This window comes from Methylotenera sp. G11, from assembly GCF_000799735.1.
GTDB lineage: Bacteria > Pseudomonadota > Gammaproteobacteria > Burkholderiales > Methylophilaceae > Methylotenera.
This window is the reverse complement of record NZ_JUHH01000001.1, coordinates 2,017,112-2,042,448: the sequence shown is the minus strand read 5'-3', so window position 1 is coordinate 2,042,448 and position 25,337 is coordinate 2,017,112. Positions and strand designations below refer to the sequence as shown.

Annotated in this window: 20 protein-coding genes; 12 read left to right on the top strand and 8 right to left on the bottom strand. The window is 51.6% G+C overall.

Annotated elements, in window-relative coordinates; all coding sequences use genetic code 11:
• Positions 1-18 precede the first annotated feature (18 nt).
• Positions 19-873, bottom strand: coding sequence for a formyltetrahydrofolate deformylase (gene purU, locus GQ51_RS09390; protein WP_047552260.1), 855 nt, complete (start codon positions 871-873; stop codon positions 19-21).
• A gap of 151 nt (positions 874-1,024) precedes the next feature.
• On the opposite strand from purU, the gene ispH reads away from it, so the two are divergent.
• The 4 genes from ispH (at position 1,025) to GQ51_RS09370 (ending at position 4,090) form a co-directional block, all read left to right on the top strand.
• Complete coding sequence (gene ispH, locus GQ51_RS09385) at positions 1,025-2,014, top strand: 4-hydroxy-3-methylbut-2-enyl diphosphate reductase (protein ID WP_047552258.1); 990 nt, start codon at positions 1,025-1,027, stop codon at positions 2,012-2,014.
• An 18-nt stretch (positions 2,015-2,032) separates the two neighbouring features.
• A complete protein-coding gene (gene nudB / locus GQ51_RS09380; RefSeq protein WP_047552257.1) occupies positions 2,033-2,485 on the top strand; it encodes a dihydroneopterin triphosphate diphosphatase in 453 nt (150 codons plus the stop codon).
• Positions 2,486-2,562: 77 nt separating this feature from the next.
• A complete protein-coding gene (nadA, locus tag GQ51_RS09375) occupies positions 2,563-3,660 on the top strand; it encodes a quinolinate synthase NadA (protein WP_047552256.1) in 1,098 nt (365 codons plus the stop codon).
• A 1-nt stretch (position 3,661) separates the two neighbouring features.
• Positions 3,662-4,090, top strand: coding sequence for an HIT family protein (locus GQ51_RS09370; RefSeq protein WP_047552255.1), 429 nt, complete (start codon positions 3,662-3,664; stop codon positions 4,088-4,090).
• Positions 4,091-4,114: 24 nt separating this feature from the next.
• Here GQ51_RS09370 and GQ51_RS09365 read toward each other — a convergent pair whose 3' ends face one another.
• The 7 genes from GQ51_RS09365 to GQ51_RS09335 form a co-directional block, all read right to left on the bottom strand.
• Positions 4,115-4,429 carry a (2Fe-2S) ferredoxin domain-containing protein gene (locus GQ51_RS09365; protein ID WP_047552254.1) on the bottom strand — a complete coding sequence of 105 codons (315 nt, stop codon included), beginning with the start codon at positions 4,427-4,429 and terminating at the stop codon, positions 4,115-4,117.
• Positions 4,430-4,779: 350 nt separating this feature from the next.
• Positions 4,780-5,733, bottom strand: a complete 954-nt coding sequence (locus tag GQ51_RS09360) for an energy transducer TonB (protein ID WP_052177791.1) — start codon at positions 5,731-5,733, stop codon at positions 4,780-4,782.
• A 47-nt stretch (positions 5,734-5,780) separates the two neighbouring features.
• Positions 5,781-7,160, bottom strand: a complete 1,380-nt coding sequence (gene mpl, locus GQ51_RS09355; protein ID WP_047552253.1) for a UDP-N-acetylmuramate:L-alanyl-gamma-D-glutamyl-meso-diaminopimelate ligase — start codon at positions 7,158-7,160, stop codon at positions 5,781-5,783.
• Positions 7,160-8,251 carry a Fic family protein gene (locus GQ51_RS09350; protein ID WP_088178130.1) on the bottom strand — a complete coding sequence of 364 codons (1,092 nt, stop codon included), beginning with the start codon at positions 8,249-8,251 and terminating at the stop codon, positions 7,160-7,162. The genes mpl and GQ51_RS09350 overlap by 1 nt, the downstream gene beginning before the upstream one ends.
• A gap of 90 nt (positions 8,252-8,341) precedes the next feature.
• A complete protein-coding gene (gene metH, locus GQ51_RS09345) occupies positions 8,342-12,133 on the bottom strand; it encodes a methionine synthase (protein ID WP_047552252.1) in 3,792 nt (1,263 codons plus the stop codon).
• A gap of 139 nt (positions 12,134-12,272) precedes the next feature.
• Complete coding sequence (locus GQ51_RS09340; RefSeq protein ID WP_047552251.1) at positions 12,273-13,763, bottom strand: YifB family Mg chelatase-like AAA ATPase; 1,491 nt, start codon at positions 13,761-13,763, stop codon at positions 12,273-12,275.
• 10 nt (positions 13,764-13,773) lie between these two features.
• Complete coding sequence (locus tag GQ51_RS09335) at positions 13,774-14,028, bottom strand: accessory factor UbiK family protein (protein WP_047552250.1); 255 nt, start codon at positions 14,026-14,028, stop codon at positions 13,774-13,776.
• Between the two features lie 181 nt (positions 14,029-14,209).
• Between GQ51_RS09335 and GQ51_RS09330 the strand changes: the two genes are divergently transcribed.
• The 8 genes from GQ51_RS09330 to GQ51_RS09295 all read left to right on the top strand — a co-directional run bounded on the left by GQ51_RS09330 (position 14,210) and on the right by GQ51_RS09295 (position 25,323).
• On the top strand, positions 14,210-14,998 hold the full coding sequence (locus tag GQ51_RS09330) for a TorF family putative porin (protein ID WP_047552249.1): 789 nt from the start codon (positions 14,210-14,212) through the stop codon (positions 14,996-14,998).
• Between the two features lie 82 nt (positions 14,999-15,080).
• Positions 15,081-15,419, top strand: coding sequence for a P-II family nitrogen regulator (glnK, locus tag GQ51_RS09325; RefSeq protein WP_047552248.1), 339 nt, complete (start codon positions 15,081-15,083; stop codon positions 15,417-15,419).
• A gap of 10 nt (positions 15,420-15,429) precedes the next feature.
• Positions 15,430-16,947, top strand: a complete 1,518-nt coding sequence (locus tag GQ51_RS09320; protein WP_047552247.1) for an ammonium transporter — start codon at positions 15,430-15,432, stop codon at positions 16,945-16,947.
• 123 nt (positions 16,948-17,070) lie between these two features.
• Entirely contained in the window at positions 17,071-17,376 is a 306-nt protein-coding gene (locus tag GQ51_RS09315; RefSeq protein WP_047552246.1) for an ArsR/SmtB family transcription factor, read from the top strand.
• A 24-nt stretch (positions 17,377-17,400) separates the two neighbouring features.
• Positions 17,401-19,521 carry a bifunctional acyl-ACP--phospholipid O-acyltransferase/long-chain-fatty-acid--ACP ligase gene (aas, locus tag GQ51_RS09310; protein ID WP_047552245.1) on the top strand — a complete coding sequence of 707 codons (2,121 nt, stop codon included), beginning with the start codon at positions 17,401-17,403 and terminating at the stop codon, positions 19,519-19,521.
• Positions 19,522-19,642: 121 nt separating this feature from the next.
• Positions 19,643-20,992, top strand: a complete 1,350-nt coding sequence (locus GQ51_RS09305) for an MFS transporter (protein ID WP_047552244.1) — start codon at positions 19,643-19,645, stop codon at positions 20,990-20,992.
• 71 nt (positions 20,993-21,063) lie between these two features.
• A complete protein-coding gene (locus tag GQ51_RS09300) occupies positions 21,064-23,031 on the top strand; it encodes an LTA synthase family protein (protein WP_047552243.1) in 1,968 nt (655 codons plus the stop codon).
• Positions 23,032-23,040: 9 nt separating this feature from the next.
• Complete coding sequence (locus GQ51_RS09295; RefSeq protein ID WP_047554094.1) at positions 23,041-25,323, top strand: lipopolysaccharide kinase InaA family protein; 2,283 nt, start codon at positions 23,041-23,043, stop codon at positions 25,321-25,323.
• Positions 25,324-25,337 lie beyond the last annotated feature (14 nt).

Genomic DNA, 25,337 nt, shown 5'->3' with positions numbered 1-25,337 from the left:
GATGAATCGAATTTGAAATCAATCAAAAATCACGGTTTTGTTCGCGTACAGCAAAATACGGTTTTCAATATGCCAGCGCACGGCTTTCGACAGCACCACACGCTCCAGGTCACGTCCCTTCTGGATCAGGTCTTCCACCTGGTCACGATGCGAGATACGCTCGATACCTTGCTCAATGATCGGGCCTTCATCCAGCACTTCCGTCACATAGTGACCGGTCGCACCAATCAGCTTCACGCCGCGTTCAAACGCACGGTGATAAGGGCGGGCGCCGATAAATGCCGGCAGGAATGAGTGATGGATATTAATGATGCGCTGCGGGTAGCGTGACACGAAATCGGGTGACAATATCTGCATGTAACGCGCCAGCACGATCAAATCAATGTTGTATTGATCGAACAGTTTAAACTGGGCAGCTTCGGCTTCCGCCTTGTTGTCTTTGGTCACGGCAATGTAATGGAAGTCTACGCCGTAGAACTGCACCAGTTTCTCGGTATCGCGGTGATTACTGATCACGAGCGGAATTTCACAGGCCAGTTCACCGCTTTTATGCCGATGCAACAAATCCGCCAGGCAATGGTCATACTGCGACACCATGATGGCAACACGCGCTTTGTGCTGCGATAACTTTAATTGCCACTGCATGCTGAATTTATCGGCGATAACTGCAAATGCCTGATTGAATTGGGCTTCATCCAGGTTGAATCCGGCAAGATCCCATTCCACGCGCATCAGGAATAAATTATTTTCTGCATCCTGATGCTGGTCTGCGTGTAAAATGTTGGCATTGTGCTGGAGTAAAAAATCAGCAATTGCCGCCACAATGCCTTTGGCATCCGGACAGGTAATCAGTAAGGTTGCGGTGTTTTTCATAGCGAGGCTTTATTAATCATTAATTAAAACTTGTGAATTAAAATTTGGAACAATTATACCCGATGCACCTGTCACCTGAAAAATCAGTTGGTTTGAATATGCGCGATTACACTTTCAAACCTTGCTTAATTGAACTAAAGATACAGAACAAATGAACAAAGAGACGAACATCCTGCTTGCCAACCCACGCGGCTTTTGTGCCGGGGTAGACCGCGCCATCATCATCGTGGAGCAGGCGCTGGAAAAGTTCGGCGCCCCGATTTATGTGCGTCATGAAGTCGTGCATAATAAATTCGTTGTAGACCAGCTACGTGCCAAAGGGGCGATTTTTATTGAAGAGCTCGATGAAATCCCGGCCGGCAGCACCGTCATATTCAGCGCACACGGCGTTTCAAAAGCAGTGCGCGCTGAAGCAGAACGGCGTGGCTTGTCGGCATTTGACGCCACTTGCCCACTGGTGACAAAAGTGCATATTGAAGTTGCCAAGATGCGCAAGGACGGCCTGGAAATCATCATGATCGGTCACAAGGGACACCCTGAAGTTGAAGGTACTATGGGCCAAATTGAACCGGGTCAGGTTGACGAACAGGAAGATACCACCGGCATGTATCTGGTGGAAACGCCGGAAGATGTGGCCAGCCTGCAAGTGCAGAACGCCGATAAACTGGCTTATGTCACACAAACCACGCTATCGCTGGATGATGCCGCCCGTGTGGTCGATGCATTGCAGAAACGCTTCCCCAAGATCAAGGCACCCAGAAGCGACAGTATTTGCTATGCGACGCAAAACCGTCAGGATGCCGTCAAAATCATGGCCAAGGACTGTGACCTGGTCATTATTGTCGGCTCACCTAACAGTTCCAACTCCAACCGCCTGCGTGAAGTTGCGCAGAACCAGGGGATCGAAGCCTACATGGTGGACAACGCGAGCTTTCTCAAACCAGAGTGGCTGCTCAATAAACAAAAGATCGGCGTTTCAGCCGGTGCTTCCGCCCCTGAAATACTGGTGCAGGAAGTCATTGCTAAATTGCAGCAGCTTGGCGCTGACCAGGTAGAAGAATTACAGGGCGTCGTCGAGAACGTGGTTTTCCAGCTGCCCAGGAATTTAACGAACGCACCCGGTAAATCACCCTCTAAATAACTGAAGCACTGACGATACTTGAAAACGTATAAAACCCCGATTTCGGCGCTGGTATTGATTCACACGCCTGATCTGCAGGTGCTGATCATGGAACGCGCCGATAAAGCCGGTTTCTGGCAATCAGTGACCGGCAGCCTGGAAAACGACGAAACGCCATGGCAGGCCGCAGTCAGGGAAGTGCGTGAAGAAACAGGCCTGGATGCCGCGCAATATGAACTGCAGGACTGGCAGGTGTCGAATGTATATGAAATTTACCCGCACTGGCGTCATCGCTACGCGCCTGGCGTAACAGAAAACCGCGAGCACCTGTTTGCCCTGGCATTACCGGCTGCCTTGCCGGTTACACTGGCGCCTGGCGAACACGTCCGCTACGAATGGGTGGACTGGCGTGAGGCGGCAAAACGGGTTTTTTCATGGACCAATATTGATGCCCTGAAAAGATTAGGTGAACGCCATGGCCTTAAAATGTAAAATGCCGGCGACTGGTTCGCGCAAATTGCACAGCAGCATGTTTTGTTATTCAAGAATTAATTGTACAAAGGTTTTATATGCAAGTATCACCGATTAAATTTGAGAAATTCCAGTCCGTGGAAGATGCGGACTGTCAGCGCCGTATCATTGCGGCCAGGCAGAAGCTGGGTAAGCGCCTGGTAATCCTGGGCCACCACTATCAGCACGAAAGCGTCTATCGCCATTCTGACTATACCGGCGATTCACTCAAGCTGTCGCGCTACGCATCCGAGGTCGATGCGGAATACATCGTATTCCTGGGCGTTCACTTCATGGCAGAGGTCGCCGATATCCTGAGCCGCCCCGATCAGATCGCGATTCTTCCCGACCTCGCTGCCGGCTGCTCGATGGCTGACATGGCTAACCTGGCCAAGGTTGAACGCAGCTACCGCGAACTGAATAAAGTACTCAACTTTGATGAAACCATCACTCCGATCACCTACATCAACTCCGCTGCTGATTTGAAAGCCTTCTGCGGCGAGCATGGCGGTATTGTCTGCACCAGCACCAACGCGCCTAAAATCCTGGAATGGGGCTTCGCACGGCGTGAAAAGGTGCTGTTCTTCCCGGATCAGAACCTTGGCCGCTGGAGCGGTTATAAAATGGGGATTCCCCTGGAGCAGATGCCGGTGTGGGATCCTGACCTGCCGATGGGCGGCCTTACGGTTGAGCAAATCAAGAATGCCAGGATCCTGTTATGGAAAGGGCATTGTGCGGTACACCAGATGTTCCGTTTGCAGAACATCACCCAATTCCGCCAGCAGCATCCGGATGGCATCGTCATTTCCCACCCTGAATCACCATTCGAGGTATGCCAGCATTCCGACTATGTAGGTTCGACCGAGTTTATCCTGAAAACCGTCAGCGAGGCTGCGCCGGATACCAAATGGCTGGTCGGCACCGAACTGAACCTGGTTAGCCGCCTGGCTGAACAGATGAAACCGCAAGGGAAACTGGTGCAGTTCATGAGCCACGTGGTATGCGAATGCTCCACCATGGCGCGCATTGACCCGCAGCACCTGGCATGGGTATTGGAAAACCTGGCCGAAGGCAATGTGGTTAACCAGATCAAAGTGCCAGCACATGAAGCCAAACTGGCCAAGCTTACGCTTGACCGCATGCTGGAAGCGTCATAGCATGGCATGCGCGCTTTGCCAGCCATGCCCGCACCCGATACTGTGGCAGGATCAGTTCTGTCGTGTCGTACTATTAAATGATGCAGATTACCCGGCCTACTGCCGGGTGGAACTGCTGGCACACATCAAGGAAATGACTGACCTGGTGCCAACGGAACGCGCACGCATGATGAAAACTGTGTTTGCAGTTGAGCTCGCATTACGGGAAATGTTTAACCCGGATAAAATCAACCTGGCTAGCCTGGGCAACAAAACCCCGCACCTGCACTGGCATGTGATTCCGCGCTTCGAAAACGACAGGCATTTTCCTAATTCACATTGGGGTGAAACCGTGCGTGAGAGCCGGCCAACGGCGCTTGATACCGCAGCCATTGACCTGCTGAAACAAAAAATGAACGCGCATATCACATGCGCGCTCAACACTGACTGACCTTAAGCCTAAAACAGGAAGGTGCTAGGCAACCACCAGGCGCTCGACGATCTTGCCGTTTTTCAGATGGCTCTCGATGATTTCGTCTATATCTTCATTATCCACAAACGTATACCAGACTGCCTGCGGATAAACGACCAGCAGCGGCCCCTCCCCGCAGCGGTCAAAACAGCCGGCACGATTCACGCGTACCTTGCCTTTGCCGTTCAGGTTCAATTTTTTCACCTGTGCTTTCATATGGTCAAAAGCCGCGCCGGCACCTTTGTCCATGCAGCAGGCAGCGCCGTCTTCACGCTGGTTCAGGCAGAAAAACACGTGATGTTCATAATAGTTTGTCATTGGGTTCTCGCAATAATCTTTATTAACGTCATTTATTAAGTTTACCTGCTCACTCCGTCCGGCTCAGAAATTATTCAATCCATTAAGATTTGGCACTTATGCCATCGCCATTCTCTTAAATAATCCAGTGATGCAGCAACCACTCTTTACTACCACATTGCCTGGATTTCCGCCTACGCGGGAATGACGGATGATCATAGTACGGCGAACCGCAGCCAACGCAGGATATTTTGATTTTCAGAAAATCATTTAGCCATTAAGATTTTGTATTTCTACTAGGCATTCGAGCGCAGGCAGTACGAACAGTACGGCAAGCGAGAATAACAACGTAGAAATGCAAAAGATAATGGCTATTCGGTGGCAAGGCTGTCTTCTTTGGTGAATGTCCAAGTCCTGGTAATGCTCAGGATATCAACTTCTTTACGTATATCTTCCGGAAACTGCGCATAAGGCGCGCCCAGTTCCACGATATGTTTTGCTGCTGCATCGAGCACCTTATGTCCGGAGCTGCGGTTGATCTCTATCGAATCGACACTGCCATCCGGCTTGATTGATACGGTCATCTGCAGTTGACCGTATAACTTCAGGTCACGGGCAGCTTCGGGGTAATTCAGGTTACCGATTTTTTCAACTTTCTGGCGCCAGGATTCAACATAGAGCGCATATTTATACTCTTTGGTACGTCCGCCTACGAATTTACGTTTTGGACGTTTCTGGTATTCATCCTGCTGTTTGGAAATAATCGCTTCCAGTTTTTCCATCTCCAGCGCCGCGGCTGCGATAGCATCCATATCCAGTTTTTTATTCGGGGTTGCCTGATTTTCCGTTTGCGCTTCTTTAGCGGCCGCTTTCTGCACTGGTGGAGACTCTACGGCTTTTTTGGCATTAATCTGCGTCATTAATTCCTGAGCCTGCTTTTCCAGCTCGGCAACACGCTTCTGTTCACGCACCTCACTGGCAGCCTGCAGGGTTGCCTGCGCTGCCTGTTTACTGGTTGCAACCGGCTTGGGGGTCTGCTCAGACTTCTGCGCCTTTAATACCGGCAGGGCTGTCTTCAACTTGCGGTCTTGCTCGGTATTGCCGCCACGATCCAGATTAGCCTGTGCATAAACCTCGGTATTGTCGGGTTTGGATTGTGTTTTCGCATTGACCAGCACGACTTCCAGTATCGCGAGGTTGTCTTTGAATTTATTAAGCTGCGGCTCGAAGTGGATGCTCAGCAGAACCACATGAAACAAGCCGGAAAACCATAACGCAATGCTCATACCGCTCATGGATTTAAGCTTGGATATGAGTGGGTTCATGTTATTCAACCTGGGTTTGGTACGCACTGTCGTCAAACTTTCACACTCTACACAACAGTTTTTAATGCGTCGAGCAGCTTTTGATGTATTCCGCCAAAACCGCCATTGCTCATCACCAGCACGTGGTCGCCCGCTTGCGCTTGCTGTGTGATTGCGCTGACCAACTGGTTCAAATCATCGTATACCTGGGTTTTCGCACTGATCGGTGCCAGAGCCTCTTTCGCATCCCAACCCAGGTTTGCCTGATAGCAGAAAACCTGGTCAGCCTCTTTCAGGCTTGCAGGCAATGCGCTCTTCATGATCCCCAGCTTCATGGTGTTGGAACGTGGCTCCAGCACCGCCAGGATCCTTGCTGCGCCTACTTTGCCGCGTAAACCTGTCACTGTGGTTTCAATCGCGGTCGGGTGATGCGCGAAGTCATCATAGACACTGATCCCGTTCACCACGCCGCGCAGCTCCATGCGGCGCTTCACATTTTTGAACGCTGTCAGCGCGGCAATGCTCACATCCACCGCCACACCTGCGTGGCGTGCCGCGGCAATGCTGGCAAGCGCATTCATGCGGTTATGCTCGCCCAGCAAACCCCACGCCACACGACCTTGCGATTTACCCTGGTATACCACATCAAAACTACCGTCACCATGCGCATTGGCCGCTTGCCAGTCGGCATCGGTGCCGAATTTTTCCACCGGCGTCCAGCAGCCTTTATCGATCACGCGCTGCAGGCTGGCCTCTTTGCCATTAGCGACAACCAAACCCTGCTGCGGCACCGTGCGCACTAAATGATGAAACTGCTTTTCAATCGCGGCCAAATCTTCAAAGATATCGGCATGGTCAAACTCCAGATTATTCAGCACGGCTGTGCGTGGACGGTAGTGCACAAACTTGGAGCGTTTATCGAAGAACGCTGTGTCGTACTCATCCGCCTCTATAACGAAGAAAGGGGAAGTGCTGTTGGCATCCTGCACCGGCGTTTGCGGCAGACGTGCCGACACACTGAAATTCTCCGGCACGCCGCCAATCAGAAAGCCTGGAGCAAGGCCGGCGTATTCCAGTATCCATGCCAGCATGGAGCTGGTAGTGGTTTTGCCATGCGTGCCGGCGACCGCCAGTACCCATTTACCCTGCAACACGTTCTCGGCCAGCCATTGCGGGCCTGAAATATAAGGCAGGCCGCGGTTCAGGATTTCTTCCATGAGCGGATTGCCGCGCGAGACCACATTGCCGATCACATAAATATCGGGGTTGAGTTGAACCTGTTCGGGTGAAAAACCTTCAATCAGCGCGATGCCTTGCGCTTCGAGCTGTGTACTCATCGGTGGATACACATTGGCATCGCAGCCGGTCACTTTATGTCCGGCCTGCTTGGCCAGAACCGCAATGCCGCCCATGAATGTGCCGCAGATACCTAAGATATGGATATGCATTAATTTTCTACCAGTATGTTATAAAGCGCTGTATTAATGAAATAAATATCGCGCCCTTTTTTTGTTAATTGCAGAAGATTCTTTTCATCCGCAGATAATTCTTTGAGGTATTTGGTTGCAGTAATTCTGGAAACCCCAATATCACGCTCCAGAAAAGAAATCTTTGTATATGGGAACTTAAAGAGATGATTAATTAAGTCCTGGCTATAGAAGTTATAACGCTGCCTGATATGGTGTTTATACTGCATCATTGCATCCCTGATCGCCATGACCTTGCGTATGGTAATACTTGCAGTGTTTTCAACAGCATCCAATATATACAGAATCCAAGGTTCCCAATTCCCGTCATCCCGCACAGACTGCAGCAGGCGATAATATTCTTGTTTATTACGATTGATATATGCACTTAAATACAAGACAGGGATTGTCAGCAAATTCTGCTGTACCAAATAGAGCACATTGATAATTCTACCAGTACGCCCATTGCCATCATAGAAAGGGTGAATCGTTTCGAACCGATGATGAATAATCGCCATTTTTATCAGGGGATCCAGACTGCTGGTGACCGGATCATTGATAAACACCTCCAAATCCTGCATTAGCTGTTCAATTTCATGGATGCTTTGTGGTGGCGTGTAAACGACTTCTCCAAAGTTATTTTTTAAAGTGGTGCCGGATTGCGTACGAAAACCCGCATCATTTTCTTCCAGCTCAGCCTGGATTTGTTTAATGTTATTAGAAGTCAGCAAGCCTGTATCGACTAACAATTCATACCCTAAATGCAGGGCCGCCACATACCTTTTAACCTCTTTTGCCGCAGGATTTTGCCTATCCGGAAATATGTTCTGCTGAAAAAGCTCATCATGCGTAGTGACAATGCTTTCAATTTCCGAGCTATCCTTTGCCTCTTGAATTGAAAGCGTATCAATCAATATGCCTTGATTAGGAATGGTTGCAACCAAACCTTTTAATTCAGCAAGCGCTCGATTAGCACTTGCCAGTTTTTTCATCACAGCAAGAGTTTCAAAAAGCCCTTCGTTTAATCTGGACAATTCAAGCATAGAAGCAAATTGTTTGGCTTGTATATTCATCAAGCACATTCTATACATATATCACGTTATTTGTATAAAAAAGTTTATTTTCTATACATGTTATTTCTATATGTATAACTTTTATATTTTTTAGCCCAGATTCGGCGCCAGCCAGCGTTCTAAATATTCTTTAGGCAGGTTTCTGCGTTTTGCCATATCCAGCAGCTGGTCTTCGCCAATCTTGTCGACACTGAAATATTTCGCATCTTTATGCGCAAAATAAAAACCTGATACCGCTGCCGCCGGCTGCATGGCAAAAGAATCAGTCAGCGCCATGCCGACCTCCTCGCATTGCAGCAGCCTGAACATGTCCGTTTTCACGGTATGGTCCGGGCAGGCCGGGTAACCGGGTGCAGGACGTATGCCCTGGTATTGCTCTTTGATCAACGCATCGGCATCCAGGTGCTCATGAGCCGCATAACCCCAGAAATCAGTACGCACACGCTCATGCATGTATTCGGCAAACGCTTCTGCCAAGCGGTCAGCAAGGGATTTGAACATGATTGCGCTGTAGTCATCGTGCGCAGCTTCAAACTGGGCCAGGCGCTTTTCCATGCCCATGCCGGCGCTCACGGCAAACAGGCCAATGTAGTCATCTGTACCCTTAGGTGCGATAAAATCACTCAGACACTGATTAGGCCTTGCCACTCCGTCGATTACCGGTTTTACCGTCTGCTGGCGCATGCCGTAATAAATGAATGCCACTTCATTGCGGGTTTCATCGGTATAGATCTCAATATCATCGTCATGCACCGTATTGGCCGGCATCAGCGCAATGACACCGCTGGCGCTTAACCAGCGGCCATCGATGATTTTCTTGAGCATGGCCTGTGCTTCTGCAAATACTTTGCTTGCCGCCTCGCCCACGACTTTGTCAGTGAGGATGGCGGGATAAGGGCCGGCCAGATCCCAGGTCTGGAAAAACGGAGACCAGTCGATATACTGCGCGATCAGCGCCAGGTCGATATTCTTGAATACACGGCGCCCGATGAATTTAGGTTTAACCGGTGCCGCATCAGCGCTGAATGAAAGTTTAGCTTTATTGGCGCGCGCTTCTGCAATGGTGAGCAGCGGCGTGCCTTTTTTATTGGCATGCTGGGTACGGGCCTTCTCGTAATCGGCCTGCACTTCCTGGATATACTCATCACGGCTCTCCGGCGTGAGCAATGACTGCATCACGGCGACAGAGCGCGACGCGTCCGGCACATAAATCACCGGACCATCATAGTGCGGCGCGATTTTGACCGCGGTGTGCGCGCGTGAAGTCGTTGCGCCGCCAATCAGCAGCGGCGTTTTCAAACCGCTGAAATGCGGGTCACGCTGCATCTCTTTGGCAACATAAGCCATTTCTTCCAGCGATGGCGTAATCAGGCCGGATAGGCCGATGATGTCGGCATTCTCGGCCTTGGCCATGGCCAGGATCTCTGCCGCAGGCACCATCACGCCCATGTTCACCACTTCAAAGTTATTGCATTGCAGCACGACTGAAACGATGTTCTTGCCGATGTCATGCACATCGCCCTTCACGGTTGCAATCACGACTTTACCCTTGGGCTTGGCCACAATACCGGTGCGTTGTTCTTCTAGCGCTTTTTCTTCTTCGATGAACGGGATCAGGTGGGCTACGGCCTGCTTCATGACACGTGCCGATTTCACCACCTGCGGCAGGAACATCTTGCCCTGACCGAACAGGTCGCCCACCACGTTCATGCCATCCATGAGCGGGCCTTCAATCACATGAATCGGACGGCCGCCATTGTTCATGACTTCCAGCCTTGCTTCTTCGGTATCTTCCACGATAAATTCGGTAATGCCATGCACCATAGCATGCGCCAGCCGCTTCTGCACGCTGACAGGGCTTTCCGGCGTGCCGCGCCACTCCAGCGTCGCTTCTTCTTTTTTACCGCCCGCTTTCAGGGTACCGGCAATTTCGATCATACGTTCGGTGGCATCCGGCCTGCGGTTCAGCACCACATCCTCCACGCGTTCTTTCAACTCCGGCTCCAGGTCATCGTAAACACCCATCATGCCGGCATTGACGATGCCCATGGTCATGCCCGCCTTGATGGCATGGTACAGAAAGACGGTATGAATCGCCTCGCGGGCGGGGTCATTGCCACGGAAACTGAAACTCACGTTGGAAACACCGCCGGAAATTTTGGCGTGCGGCAGGTTCTGTTTGATCCAGCGCGTCGCGTTGATAAAATCAACGGCATAGTTGTTATGCTCATCAATACCGGTAGCAATCGCAAAAATGTTCGGGTCGAATATGATGTCCTCGGCCGGGAACCCTGTCGCCACCAGCAGATCATAAGCGCGTTTGCAGATCTCGATCTTGCGCTCATAAGTATCGGCCTGGCCTTTTTCATCGAACGCCATCACGATGACCGCAGCACCATAACGATGGCATAGTTTCGCCTGGCGCAGGAATTCTGCTTCGCCTTCTTTCATCGAAATGGAGTTGACGATGGACTTGCCCTGCACACACTTGAGGCCTGCCTCAATCACCGACCATTTGGATGAGTCGATCATGATCGGCACCCGTGCGATATCAGGCTCGGAAGCAATCAGGTTCAGGAAATGCGTCATGGCTTTCACCGCGTCCAGCATGCCTTCATCCATGTTGATGTCGATGACCTGTGCGCCATTCTCCACCTGCTGGCGCGCAACGCTCAGGGCTTCTTCGTACTGCTCGTTGATGATCATGCGTGCAAACGCTTTGCTGCCGGTGACATTGGTGCGCTCACCCACGTTCACGAACAGTGAATTGTCATCAATGATGAATGGCTCAAGGCCGGAAAGCCTGGTGTCAGGCGGGATATCCGGTACCTGCCTTGGCGGCAGGTCTTTAATCGCCTCATAGATCGCGTTGATATGCGCTGGCGTGGTGCCGCAGCAGCCGCCCGCAATATTCACAAAACCGCTATCGGCAAACTCTTTCACCAGGCTGGAGGTCACATCCGGCGTTTCATCAAAACCGGTGTCGCTCATCGGGTTGGGCAAGCCCGCATTCGGATAGATGCACACAAAAGTATCGGCGATCTTCGACAGTTCTTCCGCATAAGGCCGCATCAGCGTCGCCCCCAAGGCGCAGTTCAGGCCTATAGTCAGCGGCTTTGCGTGGCGTACGGAATGCCAGAATGCAGTGACGGTCTGGCCTGACAGAATACGTCCGGAAGCATCGGTCACCGTGCCGGAAATCATGATAGGCAGGGTGCTGCCATACTCCTCGAAAAAGCTGTCAATCGCAAACAAGGCGGCTTTACAGTTGAGCGTATCAAAAATGGTTTCCACCATCAGAATGTCGGCACCGCCCTCAACCAGTGCGCGCGTCTGCTCAAGGTAAGCAGCAACCAATTGGTCGAAACTCACATTGCGTGCCGCCGGGTTATTCACATCTGGTGAGATGGAAGCCGTTTTAGGCGTAGGGCCCAGGGCACCAGCCACGAAACGTGGTTTATCAGGCGTGCTGTATTTGAGGCAGGCAGCCTTGGCGAGCTTAGCCGATTCCACGTTCATCTCATACACGAGATGTGCCATGTGGTAATCATCCTGCGCGACGCTGGTTGCACCAAAGGTGTTAGTTTCAATAATATCGGCACCGCCAGCCAGGTATTTCTCGTGGATTTCCTGAATGATATGCGGCTGCGTCAATGTGAGCAGTTCGTTATTACCTTTGACAAACAGCTCACGCTCGCCAGCCGGCGCCTTGAAACCGGCAAAGCGACCATTTTCTCCATTTGGCTTCGCGCCGCGGTAATCCGCTTCGCTCAGCTTATATTGCTGAATCATGGTGCCCATTGCGCCATCCAGGATGAGGATGCGCTGCTTTAACAGCGCGCGTAATTTGGCTTCTGTAGGGGATAAGTTAGGCTGGCTCATTAAAAATGCATCTTTAAATATTGCGTGATTTTACCATGCAAGCGAATGTTTAATTAACGCACTTGCAAAAGTGTTGCCTGTGCAATAACCGTAAACCAGCAAAGTACAGCGACGCCCACAGGCCAGCCTGCACTTTGCGCTAAATATCGCCACGCCGGTATTGCACGGCTTCTGCAATGTGCACGGGCTTGATGTGCACATCACCTGCCAGATCAGCCACCGTACGCGCCACCTTCAGAATGCGATGATAAGCGCGCGCAGACAGGTTAAGCTTCGAGATAGCCGCTTTCAGCAAAGTAAGCCCGGCATCATCAGGCTGGCAGAACCGGTCGATTTCCGGTGTGCCGAGCATGAAATTTGGCTTACCTTGCCGCCGCAGCTGGATTTCGCGCGCATGTTCCACCCTGGCGCGAATCACATCACTGCTTTCTGCAGCGCTGACATTGGTCAGCTCGTCCTCTTTCAAGGCAGATACTTCAATATGCAGGTCAATGCGGTCAAGCAAGGGGCCTGAAATCCTGGCTTTATAACGTGCCACCTGATCCGGCGTGCAACGGCACTTATTGTTGTAATGCCCCAGGTAGCCGCATGGACAGGGATTCATTGCCGCAATCAGCTGAAACCGCGCCGGAAAATCCGCCTGGCGGGCAGCGCGTGAAATCGTGATCTGGCCGCTCTCAAGCGGCTCGCGTAAAACCTCCAGCACTTTACGGTCAAACTCAGGCAGCTCATCCAGAAATAAAACCCCATGATGTGCCAGCGAGATTTCACCGGGGCGCGGTATCCCGCCACCGCCTACCAGCGCAACGCCAGATGCAGTATGATGCGGCGCCCGGAATGGCCTGCGTTTCCAGTTTTCCGGCTTGTAATTGGCATTCAGCGATTGCAGCGCGGCCGATTCCAGAGCCTCCGCTTCAGTCATGCCGGGCAAAATACCGGCAAATCGATGGGCGAGCATGCTCTTGCCGGCGCCGGGCGGCCCGCTCATGATGACACTGTGGCCACCGGCGGCGGCGATTTCCAGCGCCCGCTTGGGCCCTGCCTGCCCCTTGACTTCATCAAAATCGGCATAAGGGATTTTCGCACAGTTACTGGCGGCGGCCAGTTGCACTAATGCAGTGCGCCCGCACAAATGTGAACAAACCTCCAGCAATGACTGCGCAGGAAAAACCACTGCGTCATTCACCAAGGCGGCTTCTGCCGCACTATCTGCCGGCAGCACAAAAGCACGGCCACTCCTGCAGGATTTATAAGTCATGGCCAAGGCGCCGCGAATCGGGCGTAACTCGCCTGTGAGCGCCAGCTCACCGGCAAATTCGTATCTTGATAAAGCATCTGATGGGATTTGGCCACTGGCTGCCAGAATGCCTAAGGCGATGGGTAAATCATAGCGCCCGCTTTCTTTCGGCAGGTCCGCCGGGGCAAGGTTAACCGTGATGCGCCGCGCCGGAAATTCAAACTTGGCGGTCTGCAGCGCAGCGCGCACCCGGTCTTTGCTTTCCTTAACCTCGGCTTCAGGCAGGCCAACGATCGTAAAGCTGGGAAGGCCATTGGCCAGATGCACTTCAACCACCACTTCCGGCGCATCCATGCCAGTTAATGCCCGGCTATAAAGAACCGCGAGGCTCATCTACATGGACTCATGATTCTTGCTGCGCCCCTGACCCGGCAGCCTCCAGCTCTGCCAGCCTGGCCTCCAGCAGCGCAAGTTTCTGCCGCGTATTCCGCAGCACCTCTGCCTGCACTTCAAACTCCTCGCGGGTCACAAGCTCCATTTTGGTGAACACGCCCCTTAATAGTGCATTTAAGTTTTTTTCGACATCACCCAAAGGGGAAGAACTTACTACATCCTTGATTTTATTAGATATTTCATTTATCTTCTGGGAGTCAAGCATATTAAATTCCTTAATGATTTGAGCCAGTTTATCAGATTATTAAAAAAATTTACATTCGAAATAGAATAATATATTTATCTATCTTACTGATTATTAACAAAAAAATTGTTGGCATACGCCTTGCTTAACATCCTGTGTGTGTTTTTATTAATCACCTTATTTTTATTCAGGAGTCAGCAATATGCGTAAATCATTATTATCACTTGCCGTATTAAGCGCACTTTCAGTGCCTGGCATCACCATGGCCGAAGAAGCTGCCCCGGCAGCCGCACCAGCTTCACCACATACAGTTGCTTACAATGTGGGCCTGTACAGCCAATACATTTTCCGTGGTTTGACACAAACCCGTGAAGACCCAGCATTGCAAGGCGGTGTGGATTACACACATGCCAGCGGTTTTTATGCCGGTGCATGGGGCTCAAACATCAGCTGGTTAAGCGATGGCGACTATTACAAAAGCTCAAGCCTGGAATTGGACGTATATGGCGGTTATGCCAATACCATCGGTGATACCGGCATTAGCTACAACGTCGGTTTGCTGCAATACATTTACCCAGGCAGGAAAAACCCAGGCGTGAAGAAAGCTGAAACAACCGAGGTTTACGGCAGCCTGACTTACGGCTGGCTAAGCGGTAAAGTTTCAGCAGTGGTTTCGGATGGCGCTTTTGGTTACGATAATGCCGACGGCACTACCTACTCAGAACTTAACCTGAATGTTCCATTCGGCACAGGTTATACTGCGATTGCACATTATGGCTACCAGGACTTTACAGGTAAAACTGGTTCAGTCAGCAACAGCAGGTACGATTATGCAGACTGGAAAATCGGCTTGACCAAGGCGTTTGCCAACGGCGTGAACGTAGGTGGTTATTACACTGACACGGATGCCAAGAAATCAGTGTTCACCGACGCCTCAGGCCAGCACCTGGGCAAAGACCAATTCACGGTATTTGTACAAAAGACATTCTAATAGCTTCATTTGTATAGCAAGAGCCAGCGGCAGCTGGATGACTGAATGAGCTGCCGCTTTCCTACAGAACCAGGAGGTACGTATGAAATTTGTATCCGCAATTATCAAGCCATTTAAATTGGACGAGGTCAGAGAAGCCTTGTCTATTATTGGCGTACAAGGCATCACCGTAACCGAAGTAAAAGGTTTCGGCCGCCAGAAAGGTCACACCGAGCTGTATCGCGGTGCTGAGTATGTTGTAGACTTTTTACCTAAAGTCAAAATCGAGATCGCCATTCATGACGACTTGCTGGACCAGGTAATCGAAGCGATTGAAAAATCAGCCGCTACCGGCAAAATCGGTGACGGCAAGATCTTCGTATTCAATCTTGAACAAGTTTATCGCATCCGCACCGGTGAAACCGGCGTTGAAGCTTTATAAGGAGATAAACATGAAAAAAATACTCTCGATGTTTGCCTTGGTCATGATGCTGGGCCTTGGCGCAACAAGCGCTACGTTTGCTGAAGATGCCGCACCTGCTGCCAACGCAGTTGCAGCAGAAGTAGCACCTGCGGCTGACGCGGCTCCGGTAGCAGATGCAGCACCTGTTGCCGCACCTGCAGAAGCCGCCCCGGCCGAAGCAGCTGCCGCACCTGCCCCGGTGCCTAACAAAGGCGACACCACATGGATGCTGGTAGCAACCGTGCTGGTCACCCTGATGGCGATTCCTGGCCTGGCGCTGTTCTACGGCGGCCTTGTGCGCCAAAAGAACATGCTGTCATTACTCATGCAAGTATTCATGATTTTCTCACTGATGTCAGTCTTGTGGGCGATCTATGGCTACAGCGTTGCGTTTACCGGCGGCAGTCCTTTCTTTGGCGGCTTGAGTAAAGCGTTCCTGGCTGGCGTTACTCCTGAATCACTGGGTGCGACTTTCAGCAAAGGCGTTTACATCCCGGAACTGACCTTTGTTGGCTTCCAACTGACTTTCGCAGCGATAACCCCGGCATTGATCGTAGGTGCTTTTGCTGAGCGCATGAAATTCTCTGCAATCCTGATATTCATGGTGATCTGGTTCACATTCGCATACTTGCCACTGGCACACATGGTTTGGTACTGGGATGGTCCTGATGCGATCACAACAGCTGCTTCACTGGAAACTGTCGTTGCCAATGCCGGCTGGTTATGGGCTAAAGGCGCACTCGACTTTGCAGGCGGTACAGTAGTTCACATCAACGCAGGTGTTGCCGGTTTGGTTGGTGCAATCATGGTCGGTAAACGTATCGGCTATGGCAAAGAAGCATTAACGCCACACAGCCTGACTTTAACTATGGTAGGTGCAGCTTTACTGTGGGTGGGCTGGTATGGTTTCAATGCCGGTTCTAACCTTGAAGCTAACGGTTATGCAGCACTGGCTTTCGTTAACACCACAATCGCAGCGGCAGCAGCAACTTTGGCCTGGTCATTCACAGAATGGTCATTAAGAGGCAAACCATCAATGTTGGGTGCAGCTTCCGGTGCGGTAGCAGGCCTGGTTGCAATTACCCCAGCTTGCGGTTTCGTAGGCCCAATGGGTGCAATCGTGATCGGCTTGCTGGTTTCACCGATCTGCTACTTCTTCGTAGCTAAAGTGAAATACTGGTTAGGTTACGACGATGCTTTAGACGTATTCGGCATCCACGCTGTCGGCGGTATCTTCGGTGCGCTGGCAACCGGTGTGTTCGTAAACCCGGCTCTGGGCGGCGCAGGTGTAGTTGATTATGTAACCAACGGCGTAGCTGCTTACGACTTTGGTGCACAAATGACTGCCCAGATCACTGCTGTAGTCACTGCAGTCGTACTGTCAGCTGTTGTTTCAGTAATCGCATTCAAAATCGTAGACATGCTGGTTGGCCTGCGTGTAAGCGAAGAATCCGAACGCGAAGGTTTAGATACCAGCGCACACGGCGAACGTGCTTACCACAGCTAAGCAACAGATCTAAATATATATCCAGCAGTAAATCAAAGGGACGCGCAAGCGTCCCTTTTTTATTGCAATTACTCCATCTTAAAATCACTTGACACAAATAACTAAATAACTAAATATTTAGTTATGAAATCCATTACCGACATACCGGCTGACTTTAAAAACACTGCCGCCATTTTTGTGGCGCTAGGGGATGAACACAGGCAGCGCATTCTGCTTGCATTTGAAAAAGGCGAGAAACTCAACATCCTGCAGATCGTGTCTACCACCATACTTAGCCGCACGGCGGTTACGCATCATTTAAAAGTCCTGCACCAGTCCGGCGTCTTAAGTTCAGAAAAAGTGGGTAAAGAAGTTTACTTCTGGATCAATAAAGAAGTGGTTACCGAAGCATTACAGCGCGTACTTGACTATATCAAGAACGAAACCTGAAGCATCCAAAAAGAGGGAAAACCCATGATTGCAAAATTTCTAAAACTGATTTGCCGAATTATTTTCAGAGTCAATGTCAATGGCATTGCCAATCTTCCCAAACAAGGGAAGCTGCTCGTGATTGCCAACCACGAATCATTCCTCGATGGCCTGCTGCTGGGTCTGTTCCTGCCCATACGTGCCACATTTGTTGTACATACCAGCGTACTCAACCACTGGTTCTTCAGGCAGATACTGCGTTTGACCCCTTACCTGGCGGTTGATCCATCTTCACCGCTGGCCATGAAAAAAGTCATTAAACTGCTGGAATCCGGACAGCCGGTCGTCATCTTCCCGGAAGGGCGCATCACGCTGACCGGGTCGCTGATGAAGGTATATGACGGCCCCGGCTTTGTGGCTGCCAAAACCGGCGCCATGATTTTGCCGGTGCGCATTGAAGGTGCTTCACATTCCTACTTTAGCCGCCTATCCCAACCGCACGCCAAAAAGCTGCTGCCCAAAGTCAACATCACCATCCTGCCCACACGCCACATTGCAATGCCGGAGGCGCCTACTGCAAAAGCCAGGCGCAAACTGGCCGGCGATGCCATGCGCCGCGAAATGCAGGACATGCTATTCAGCTCCACACAGATCAATACGCTGTTCCAGTCCTTTCTTGATGCAATCTCAACTTATGGCCGCAGCACCGTTCTGGTGGAAGATATGCGCCAGGTTGAAGAAACCTACGGCGAACTGCTGAAAAAAAGCCTGGCATTAGGCCGGCTGGCCGGCAAAGTCACTCAGCAGAATGAAAATGTGGGGGTCATGATGCCCAATGTGACCAACACGATCTGCCTGATCTTTGGCTTGAGCGCATTCGGGCGCATCCCCGCCATGCTCAACTACACGGCGGGTAGCGCCGGTATCCAGAATGCATGTACCGCAGCCTGCGTCAAAACAGTGATCAGCTCGCGCGAATTTATCAAAGCTGCCGCACTGGAAGAAACCATTGCCGGGCTGCAAGGCATCGATATTATTTACCTGGAAGACTTAAGGCCAAAATTCAGCTGGCTGGATAAACTGTGGCTGATGGGTTTTGCATTATGGTTCCCACGGCTGGTGGTGGCAAAGAGCAACCCCAATGACCCTGCCGTTGTCTTGTTTACATCGGGCTCTGAGGGTAAACCCAAGGGCGTGGTACATTCTCACCGCACCATCCTTGCCAATGTCGCACAGATCAAATCCATCATTGATTTCTCCATGCAGGACAAATTCATGATGGTGCTGCCGCTGTTCCATGCGTTTGGGTTTACCTGCGGCGCCATCCTGCCGCTGGTGGCCGGCAGCCGCATGTTCGTCTATCCATCACCATTGCACTACCGCGTGATTCCGGAAGTGATTTATGACCGCGGCTGCACTGTATTATTCGGTACCAGTACATTTTTGGGCAACTATGCCAAGTTTGCCAACCCTTACGACTTTTATAAATTACGCTACGTCGTCGCCGGGGCCGAAAAACTCAATGAAGAAGTGCGCAAGACCTGGGTGGATAAATTCGGCATCCGCATCCTCGAAGGTTACGGCGCGACTGAATGCGCGCCGGTACTGGCCGTGAATACACCGATGGCCAGCAAACCGGGCTCCGTAGGCACACTGATACCGGGGCTGGAATCAAAGCTTGAGTCGGTTCCCGGCATAGAAGATGGCGCCCTGCTATCGGTACGTGGCCCCAATGTGATGCTGGGGTATTACCTGTATGACAACCCGGGCGTGATCCAGGCAAGCGATGAAGGCTGGCACAGCACCGGCGATATTGTAAAGATCGATGAAGATGGCTTTTTATTTATCAAAGGCCGCGTTAAACGCTTTGCCAAAGTCGCCGGTGAAATGGTGTCGCTGGAAACCGTGGAAACCATCGCCAGCCATGCCTCGCCGCAGCACCAGCACGCGGCCACCACCCAGATGGATGCGCAGCGCGGCGAAAGCATCCTGCTGTTCACCACCGACAGCAATCTAACCCGCGATCAACTGAGCAGCAGCGCTAAGGAGTTAGGCAACCCGGAACTTGCTGTCGCGAGAAAGTTGATTGTGGTAGAAGAACTGCCGCTGCTGGGTACCGGAAAAACGGATTATGTCACGCTGAAGAACATGGCGGAGCAGGCGTAATCCATGAGGCCGCTAAAATCACCTGATTACTGTTGGCCGCGCTATATAATCTATAAACAATCAGTCGCATTACACAAGCCACAGGCACTCATGCCTACTCAATAAGCACCGAAAGAACCACATGAGCAACCAATTTAAACTGATGACAGAAAAGCGTTTCAGGCCATTCTTCATGACGCAATTCTGGGGCGCGTTTAATGACAACATGTTCAAGACCGCACTCATCACGCTGGTTGCATTTCATGCTGCCAGCCTGACCAGCCTTGATTCAGCCATGCTGGTCACCATTCTGCCTGGCATATTCATCCTGCCGTATTTCCTGTTTTCGGCCACCGCAGGCCAGCTGGCAGACAAGTTTGAAAAATCGAGAATCATCCGCCTCGTAAAGAAATTTGAAATCGGTATCATGCTGTTTGCCAGCGCAGGTTTTTTTCTGCATAACATCTGGCTGCTGGCAATCGCTTTGTTCATGATGGGCATGCACTCCACGCTGTTTGGCCCGGTCAAGTACGCTTATCTGCCCCAGCACCTTGGTGAACATGAGCTGATGGGCGGCAATGGCATGGTAGAAATGGGCACTTTTGTCGCCATCCTGCTCGGGCAGGTGCTGGGTGCCTGGCTTGCAATCCAGCACCCGCACGAACTCATCACCAGCGTCGCCATTTTAATCATCGCGGTACTCGGTTACTGGCATAGCCGCGGCGTTCCTGATTCGCCTGCACAGGAGCCGCAACTGGAGATCAACTGGAACCCGCTCACCGAAACCTGCCGCAGCATCCGCTTCATCTGGCGGCACCAGGCGGTATGGCTCGCCATCATTGCAATTTCCTGGTTCTGGTTTTACGGCGCAACCCTGCTGGCGCAATTTCCGAGTTTTGCCAAAAACATCCTGCATGGCGACGAGAGCGTGTTTATCCTGCTGCTGACCACTTTCTCGCTAGGTATCGGTGTCGGCTCCCTGCTATGCGAGCGGCTATCCAGAGGCAGGGTGGAGCTTGGCCTGGTGTTATTCGGCGCAATCGGCCTCACCTTGTTCAGCATCGATCTGTACTATTCCAGCACACACATCCACGGGCACTGGAATAATCAAACACTTTCTGATTACATGACATTCATCGGCAAACAGCTTGATATGCATGGCAATGTCATTTTCAGCCATTGGCGCCTGATACTGGACATCATGCTGGTCGGGCTGTTTGGCGGCTTCTATATCGTGCCGTTGTATGCGTTCATACAAACGCGCGCCGAAAAAAGCCACCAGTCACGCGTCATTGCCGCCACCAATATCCTCAATGCGCTATTCATGGTGGTTTCAGCCGGCTTTTCGCTATGGATTTTCCATCAGGGCCTGAATATACCGGAACTGTTTTTAACCACGGCACTGCTCAATATCATCGTCATGATCTACCTGTGCGCACGCCAGCCGCTGTACTATAAATCGTTTATGAACTGGATCCGGTTAAAACATTGACACCACTAAACTGCATACGAACCCTTGCTTTAACCTTATAATGACGATCTATTTCAATACGCTATCCACATATGTCTTTGATTAAAAAACTGCATCAATCCATCTGGCAGCTGTCATCCAGGCTGGGCCCGTTCGCTCCATTTCTTGCCATGTTCGTCATTGGCGTGATTTTGCTTTCAGCCTCACGCTTCGGCCTCGTCATCTGGAAATTTGACCGTGTGGCTAATACCGGCAAGTTAGCCGAAATCCTGTTGCAGGGTGTGCGTGTCGACATTATCCAGCTCTGCCTGCTGGCCCTGATTCCGCTATTGCTGGCACCGGTTCTCGCAACTCAGCGCTTATTCAAGGTCTGGCAGAAGTTCACTTATGGCTGGGTAGTCGCGGCGATTGTGCTGCTGGTGTTTCTGGAAGTAGCAACGCCTGGATTCATCAACGAATATGATGTACGTCCCAACCGCATCTTTGTTGAATACCTCAAATATCCGAATGAAGTTTTCAGCATGCTCTGGCGCGGCTTCAAGGTGGATATTTTTGCAGTGCTTATATCGGCAAGCCTGACAGCATGGCTTGCGCATCGCTACATGAAGCCATGGCTTGGCATGCAGCCAAGCTGGTCGAATAAAAGAACCTGGGTAGTCTGGCCGCTGGTTTTCATCCTGGCCGCGTTCGGCATCCGTTCATCGCTGGGTCACCGCCCGGCCAATCCTGCCCTGTTTGCGATCACGGCAGACAGCATGGTGAATAGCCTGGTGCTGAACTCCGGTTACTCGGTGGTATATGCAAGCTACAACCTGCTTAAGGAAACAAAATCCAGTGATATTTACGGCAAGATGCCGCGCGAAGAAATAATGAGGCTAACCGGTGCAAAAGATACCGATATCCCGACGCTGACCACACTGCACCCCAGCCACAAACGCGAAAAACCGCTCAACCTTGTCATCATCCTGCAAGAAAGCCTGGGCGCAACTTTTGTGGAATCCTTAGGCGGCACGCCGGTTACGCCCAACCTGGAGAAACTCAAGGAGCAGGGCATCTGGTTCGAGCAGCTGTATGCGACCGGCACACGCTCCGTGCGCGGCATTGAAGCCGTGACTGCGGGTTTTGCGCCTACACCGGCCGATAGCACGGTGAAGCTCTCGAAATCACAGAAAAACTTTTTCACACTGGCGGCATTGCTGGAAAAACGCGGTTACAACACCGAATTCATCTACGGTGGCGAATCGCATTTTGACAACATGCGCAGCTTTTTTACCGGCAATGGCTTCAACAACATCGTGGAGCAGAAAGATTATAAGAACCCGGTATTCATCAGCAGCTGGGGCGTGTCTGATGAAGACCTGCTGAACAAAACCCATGAGCAGCTGCTGGCTCACCACAAGACAGGCAAGCCATTCTTCACGCTGGCATTCTCGTCATCCAACCATGCGCCGTTTGAGTTTCCCGATGGCCGTATCGAGCTCTACGAACAGCCGAAAAACACCGATAACAATGCAGTGAAATATGCAGATTACGCGATCGGCGAGTTCTTTAAGAAAGCCCAGCAAAGTGAGTACTGGAAGGATACGGTATTTCTGATCGTCGCTGACCATGACATCCGCGTGCGCGGCGTATCACTGGTGCCGGTCGAACGTTTCCATATCCCCGGCCTGATCCTGGGCGCCGACATCAAACCCCTGCGCTACACGGGCATGGCCAGCCAGATTGATCTGCCGGTGACACTGCTGTCACTGATGGGCATTGAAGCGCAGCACCCGATGATAGGGCGCGATTTATCCAGCGTTGCACCCGACAGCCCTGGCCGTGCAATGATGCAATATAACGCCAACTTCGGCTGGATGGAGCAAACGCAGATCGGCAACCAGGTCGTTGTATTGCGCTCAGACAAAGCACCGGCTTATGCTGTTTATGACACAAAAACAAAGCAGCTGAATGAAACCAGCCCGCCTGCCAACGCAAAAGAGCTGGAGCAGCGCGCGCTCGCCAATGTGCTGCTGCCTGATCTGCTTTACAACGAACAGCGTTTCCGCCTGCCGCAATAATTGATGCACATGAATAAAAAGCAACCAAGCATGCTGAGCTGGCCCATCATACGCAAAGGTCTTGCGTATATCATGTGCGGCAGGCTTTATGTCAGGCGCGGCCACCTGCCGCCGCCTGAACATCCGGTACCTGCCGATTTCATAGGCATATGCATAGCCTCTGCCGAAGATGCCGCCATGGATGACTACGTGATCAGCCAATTGCAGCAGCTAGGCATTCATCAGGTGCGCCTGGACTTCAGCTATGGCGACCTGCAGAGCTTTAATGCGCGCTTTCTGCAGCGCCTGCTGGATGACAGATTCCAGGTCACGCTGCATCTGGTGCAGCCTTTCAGCAATGCCAGAAACATGGGGGATGCCGCTGAACAGGCACTCTGGCGCACATTCGTGCATGCAGTGCTTGAGCGTTTCGGCAGCCGGATCCTGCGTGTTGAGATCGGCGCGACCATCAACAGAAAGCGCTGGGCGGGTTACAGCGTAGATGGCTTTATGCAGGCTTGGGATATTGCCTATCAGGAAATCAGGCAACGCGGCATCACGCTGGCCGGCCCCAACGTGACAGACTTCGAACCGATCTACAATATCGGCATACTGAGCATGCTCAAAGCCAGAAACCAATTACCGGATATCCATACCAATAATTTGTTCAGCGAGCGCGTTTCTGAGCCTGAGCGTTTTGATCATCGTATTTTCAAATACCGCTGGGCAACCAGACTGAAATTCAACCTGGTTAAAAAAGCACGGCTGCTTAGAAAGATCAGTACTGATTTTGGCATTGCACGCTTTATATCTCCAGTAGCATTCTGGGCAATTTACCGCATAGAGCGCCTGCTGCCAGATGGTGAACAGAAACAGGCCGACTACCTTGCACGCTACATGGTGCTGAACGCTGCTTCCGGCGCACTTGACCAGGTGTTCTGGGGGGCGATGATCTGCCACCGCGAAGGTCTGATCAATGATGGCTTAAGCGATGCAGAATACCCGGCGCTGGAACGCGTCACGCATTATGCAAGTGTAGATGGCGATAGAAGCCAGTTCAGGCGCCATCCCAGTTTTTATGCCATGCAGACCGTTGCAGGCATCGTGCAGGGTGCAAATTACAAAGCCGCCATCGCGACTGCCTGTGGCCTTGAGATTCACCACTTCCAGACGGCACAGCATCATATTCACGCCGCATGGACCATCAATGGCAAAGTCGCTTTACTGGACGACATCTACCATGCAAGCGACCTGCGGCAGGCCGAAATCATCAGTCGTGACGGCGAGCTGCTTGCCGACGCCCCGCACATTATCAATGAAAGCCCGATCTACCTGCGCTGGCCAATCAGCCACACCATGACCGCCAAACCAGGCAGCCGCCTTGCCGGAAACCTGGCAATCCACGCTTACATTCCCGGCTTGCGTTACTACCCGTATCACCAGGACGGCTGGTTCGGCATGATACTGGCAAAAGATGCAGAAGAAGCGGCGTTGCTGGCTAAGGAGCTCAACCCGCAACACTTGAGCAGCCCGCACAAGAACGATGCCTTGCGCCATGCGCGCAATGCCATCTGGGCATTGCCGGACCCGCGTACCGCAACGGAAAACCCGGCACAGGAAACCACGCGGAAAATCACGGTCAAGCAACCGGTAAAAATGTACCCGCACAAGCAGTTTTTCGACCGCTTCAAACCCAGCAAAGCAAAACGCAGCTGGAACGGCGCTGTAGAACTGTTAAGACGCGGCATAGATTCGGCACAGCCGGTCGCTTTCTTTGAAAAAGAGCAGGACGCCACACTCAAGCAGAACTTCTACATCTGTGATTACGTGACCGCAGACTGCTCCGTGGGCGAAATGTTCATACATTTTGCCAAAGGCAATAAAGACTTCCATATCGCGGCCAAAAACATCACTGTGAGCGCAGAGGAAACATATGCCCAGCTTGCGCAATATCTATTCAAGATGCATCATCGCGGCACGTTTTTCAGGGATCTATCCGGCGGCAACATCCTGGTTCGGGCAGACGCAGGCAAACAGCTGCATTTCTCACTGATAGACACGGCACGTGCACGCTTCTACTCATACTCGACCCCGCTCAGCCAGCGCGTCTCCGACCTGACCCGCATCTGCAACAAACTGCATTGGGCTGGCCGCGAACGCTTCCTGGGTCTGTACCTGGCGAATATGAGCAGGAAAATCAGCTTTAGGATCAGGCTGGCTTTTTATCTATACGATTTCAAAGTGGCATTCAAACGCAAATACGGCCGCAAAGGCATCAAAAAACTGATCAAACGCATCAGGAATGCTGACTGATCCAGACCCATTCA

What these genes read in the sequence shown, in the direction of transcription:
- GQ51_RS09365 (WP_047552254.1), bottom strand. Translation starts at nt 4,429, where the DNA reads ATGACAAACTATTATGAACATCACGTGTTTTTCTGCCTGAACCAGCGT.
- GQ51_RS09330 (WP_047552249.1), top strand. Translation starts at nt 14,210, where the DNA reads ATGCGTAAATCATTATTATCACTTGCCGTATTAAGCGCACTTTCAGTG.
- GQ51_RS09305 (WP_047552244.1), top strand. Translation starts at nt 19,643, where the DNA reads ATGAGCAACCAATTTAAACTGATGACAGAAAAGCGTTTCAGGCCATTC.
- GQ51_RS09300 (WP_047552243.1), top strand. Translation starts at nt 21,064, where the DNA reads ATGTCTTTGATTAAAAAACTGCATCAATCCATCTGGCAGCTGTCATCC.
- ispH (WP_047552258.1), top strand. Translation starts at nt 1,025, where the DNA reads ATGAACAAAGAGACGAACATCCTGCTTGCCAACCCACGCGGCTTTTGT.
- GQ51_RS09370 (WP_047552255.1), top strand. Translation starts at nt 3,662, where the DNA reads ATGGCATGCGCGCTTTGCCAGCCATGCCCGCACCCGATACTGTGGCAG.
- metH (WP_047552252.1), bottom strand. Translation starts at nt 12,133, where the DNA reads ATGAGCCAGCCTAACTTATCCCCTACAGAAGCCAAATTACGCGCGCTG.
- mpl (WP_047552253.1), bottom strand. Translation starts at nt 7,160, where the DNA reads ATGCATATCCATATCTTAGGTATCTGCGGCACATTCATGGGCGGCATT.
- GQ51_RS09315 (WP_047552246.1), top strand. Translation starts at nt 17,071, where the DNA reads ATGAAATCCATTACCGACATACCGGCTGACTTTAAAAACACTGCCGCC.
- GQ51_RS09295 (WP_047554094.1), top strand. Translation starts at nt 23,041, where the DNA reads ATGAATAAAAAGCAACCAAGCATGCTGAGCTGGCCCATCATACGCAAA.
- aas (WP_047552245.1), top strand. Translation starts at nt 17,401, where the DNA reads ATGATTGCAAAATTTCTAAAACTGATTTGCCGAATTATTTTCAGAGTC.
- GQ51_RS09340 (WP_047552251.1), bottom strand. Translation starts at nt 13,763, where the DNA reads ATGAGCCTCGCGGTTCTTTATAGCCGGGCATTAACTGGCATGGATGCG.
- glnK (WP_047552248.1), top strand. Translation starts at nt 15,081, where the DNA reads ATGAAATTTGTATCCGCAATTATCAAGCCATTTAAATTGGACGAGGTC.
- GQ51_RS09350 (WP_088178130.1), bottom strand. Translation starts at nt 8,251, where the DNA reads ATGAATATACAAGCCAAACAATTTGCTTCTATGCTTGAATTGTCCAGA.
- nadA (WP_047552256.1), top strand. Translation starts at nt 2,563, where the DNA reads ATGCAAGTATCACCGATTAAATTTGAGAAATTCCAGTCCGTGGAAGAT.
- GQ51_RS09360 (WP_052177791.1), bottom strand. Translation starts at nt 5,733, where the DNA reads ATGAACCCACTCATATCCAAGCTTAAATCCATGAGCGGTATGAGCATT.
- purU (WP_047552260.1), bottom strand. Translation starts at nt 873, where the DNA reads ATGAAAAACACCGCAACCTTACTGATTACCTGTCCGGATGCCAAAGGC.
- GQ51_RS09320 (WP_047552247.1), top strand. Translation starts at nt 15,430, where the DNA reads ATGAAAAAAATACTCTCGATGTTTGCCTTGGTCATGATGCTGGGCCTT.
- GQ51_RS09335 (WP_047552250.1), bottom strand. Translation starts at nt 14,028, where the DNA reads ATGCTTGACTCCCAGAAGATAAATGAAATATCTAATAAAATCAAGGAT.